Below are 3,178 nucleotides of genomic sequence, written 5' to 3'. Positions count from 1 at the left end.
TCGCCAACCCGCACTGCCAGCGGTTCGAGCCCGAACTGCACGAAACCGCAACGCTGGTACAACGCCATTGCGGCGTCATTGCCAGCGGTGACGGTCAATTGAATCAGCTTCAAACCCGACCGACGTCGTGCCTCGTCGAAAAGCGCCTGAACCAGCTGATAACCGATCCCGCGCTGTCTGGCCGTGCCTGACACATACATACCGAACAGCGTTGACTTGTGCCGGGCTTTTTCCCGTGCCTCGAAGGCCAGGCCGACAATGCCCACCAGTTCGTCGCCTTCAAATGCGCCGAACAGCACGTCCAGCGGGCTGGTCAAGCGTGACTCCCACCAGCTCAACGGCATCACCGCGCGCTCGCGGACACTCGACGTGAACGCCTGCGGGTGACGGTCATAGGCCTCAAGCATCAGCGCCCGGTAAGCGAGTGCGTGGCTGGCATCGAGTCGTTGGATTGCCATGTGCTTCAGGACATGCGCTGGTTTGGGGGCAGCACCAGCACCAGCAGCAGCGAGGCCGCCGCAAAAATCAACGGATCGGGGGTTGGAATCATGACGCAGTCCTTGCCATTGAGCGGTCAGGCCGGAGCCGTCAGGGAGGCTCGATAAAACGGCAGGATCTGGTCTCGTGTCAATGGCGCCAGGATGACATCAACGACAGTGTGCGGATCAACCCACAGCACTTCTTCGATCTCTGCTGCCGGGGTGACCTGTTGCTGGATATCCAGCTGAAAAATCTCGGCCTCGACCACAAACCCCGGCTCATTGGCTGCCGGGGCGGAAAACTTGCCCAGATAACTCGCTTGAGTGGTGTCGATGAGCAAACCCAGTTCTTCTTCCAGCTCGCGGGCCAGCGCATCGATCGGTTGCTCACAGGCTTCAATCTTGCCACCCGGTTGCATGAAAGCCTGGGTCCCACGCTTGCGTACCAGCAGGGTTCGACCATCCGGGCCGATCAGCAAGGCAGCGGCAATGCGGATAATGCGCGGTGAAACAGAGGATGAAAGCGTCATGGATCAACGATGGTCCTGGGCAAAAGACGCAAGGATCACATGAGTGCAGGTTCTGCGTCACCTCGAAAAACACCGCCACTCAGGCTCCGCAGGAACATGGCTTGCCTGTGATGACGTCTGTGGAATCGCCATCGCCGGCAAGCCGTGCGCCTAAGGACGCCCGGTGAAGTTCACAACGCTATCTATGCAGAAATCACCGTTTCCAGCTCCTCGGGCACATGGACAAATACACTGTACCTGGCCCCTTCCATGGCTTCGAAGGCGATGAGTTTTTCCACCAGCGGACCATTGAGCACCTTGCCGGCATTGAGCAGCAGCATGCCGTTGTCGGCATTGAGGTTGCGCGCCAGCACCATCCCGGCTGCCAGGTCGCGGGTACTCAGCACCTTGACCGTCGGATCGCCGAGGGTGACATCACGCTGGTAGGTGGCGCAAACCTGAACGAAGTCCTCCACCAGCTCCGGATCGTAGAAACGCCCGCTGTATTTGCGGATGAACAGCAGCGCTTCATCACTGTTCATGTTTCGCTCAAGAATCAGCCCGCACTGCAATTCGATGAAGTCCACGGCCAGCTTCAGCAGGCGCGAACCCAAGGGGATTGCCTCCCCCTTGAGGCGATCGGGAAACCCGCTGCCGTCCCAGCGCTCCTGATGGTGCAGGATCAGGCGTGCGGCATCCTTCATCGGATCAAGGGTCATCAACAGCGATTCGCTCTGTTTCGGATAACCGCGATACAGCTCCCGTTCGGGGTGATGCAGCAGGTCCGAAGGCGTCGTCATCATGCTGTCGGTCCAGCTCAGCTTGCCGATGTTGTAAAGCGCCGCAGCCATGGTCAGGTCTCGGCTGCTGGCCTCATCCAGCCCATGGGTCTGGCAATAGATACGCACCAGATCGATGATTTGCCGGTTGGTTTGCTTGGCCGGTGGCAGACGCAGATTGGCCAGCAGCGAAAACACTTCGGTGCCGGTGACATAGCTGTGCTTGAGTTCTTCATAGGCCAGGTCGAGCATGTCGGCGGTCTGCTGCAGTTCGGCAGTGCGCGCTGCGACACGTTTTTCCAGGGACACGTTGAGCCGCTTCAACTCCTCGTTCTGATCCCACGTCAACTGCACCAGACGCAGCCGCTCGCGCTCCGAGCATTGATACGCCAGCGACTGACGCAACGTCAGCAGCATTTCCTCGTCGTTCCAGGGTTTGCTGATGTAACGGTGAATCTGCCCCTCGTTGATCGCCTTGATGATCATCGACAGGTCGGCATACCCGGTCAGCAGGATGCGTACGGTATCGGGATAGCGCTCGTGGATGTGCGCCAGCAGGGTCGCACCGTCCATGTTGGGCATCCGTGCATCGGTCATCACCAGATCGACCGGTTGCTGCTTCATGATCTCCAACGCCTGGGTGCCGCTGGTGGCCAGCAGCACCTCATAGGGTTGGCCGCGCAACAGCCGACGCAGGCTATTGAGGATCGATTCTTCGTCATCAACCAGTAACACTCGGGGTTTAAGCAGCTCATCCATGGCATTACCTCAGCTGAAACAGACCAGTCGTTTGTGAGCACCCAAGGGAATTCCCCCTCCTCCACGGGCCTGCACTACAGGCTAGACGGTTTTTCAGCACAGTTCGCTATAGATTTGACACACGGCAGGCGGCGAACTTGACAGTCGCAGACTATGCTCAGGGTACCTGGATCCAAGATCTGCCCCCTTAGCACACTGCGATCAGGAAGGGACGCCGTATGAACACAACGCTGCGAGGGCTCATTTGCAACGGTGCTTTGCAATGAAGACACCGTTTGCGCGAAAAAACCGGCGGATCCTGATCGTCGACGACACCGCCTCTATCCATCAGGACTTTGCCAAGATCCTCAGCCCCCACGTGCTCGACGATGATGCGCTGAGCAGCGCTGAAGAAGCCCTGTTCGGCACGCAAGTGGTGGCTTCGGATCTGGGGTTTGTGCTCGACAGCGCCTTTCAGGGCCTGGAAGCCCTGGGCAAGGTCGAAGCCGCCCTGGCCAAGGACCTTCCGTATGTGCGCTGAGCAGCGCTGAAGAAGCCCTGTTCGGCACGCAAGTGGTGGCTTCGGATCTGGGGTTTGTGCTCGACAGCGCCTTTCAGGGCCTGGAAGCCCTGGGCAAGGTCGAAGCCGCCCTGGCCAAGGACCTTCCGTATG

The 3,178-nt window shown here is 59.2% G+C and carries 3 protein-coding genes and 1 pseudogene; 1 reads left to right on the top strand and 3 read right to left on the bottom strand.

Annotated elements, in window-relative coordinates; translation table 11 throughout:
• The 3 genes from AC1DH9_RS25980 to nosR all read right to left on the bottom strand — a co-directional run.
• Window positions 1-458: GNAT family N-acetyltransferase (locus AC1DH9_RS25980; protein WP_477809056.1), on the bottom strand; the 458-nt coding region annotated here is incomplete at its 3' end.
• Window positions 459-574: 116 nt separating this feature from the next.
• On the bottom strand, window positions 575-1,009 hold the full coding sequence (locus AC1DH9_RS25975; RefSeq protein WP_427541123.1) for an NUDIX hydrolase: 435 nt from the start codon (window positions 1,007-1,009) through the stop codon (window positions 575-577).
• 182 nt (window positions 1,010-1,191) lie between these two features.
• Window positions 1,192-2,526 (bottom strand): response regulator c-di-GMP phosphodiesterase, NosR family, encoded by a 1,335-nt coding sequence (nosR, locus tag AC1DH9_RS25970; RefSeq protein ID WP_427541126.1) that lies wholly within the window; start codon window positions 2,524-2,526, stop codon window positions 1,192-1,194.
• A gap of 262 nt (window positions 2,527-2,788) precedes the next feature.
• On the opposite strand from nosR, the pseudogene AC1DH9_RS25965 reads away from it, so the two are divergent.
• Window positions 2,789-3,037: pseudogene (locus tag AC1DH9_RS25965) on the top strand (two-component system response regulator); the annotation flags it as partial.
• Window positions 3,038-3,178: the final 141 nt, after the last annotated feature.

It is taken from the genome of Pseudomonas sp. 05T35, assembly GCF_056396605.1.
The sequence above is the reverse complement of the archived record's forward strand: the minus strand, read 5'-3'. Positions and strand labels throughout refer to the sequence as shown.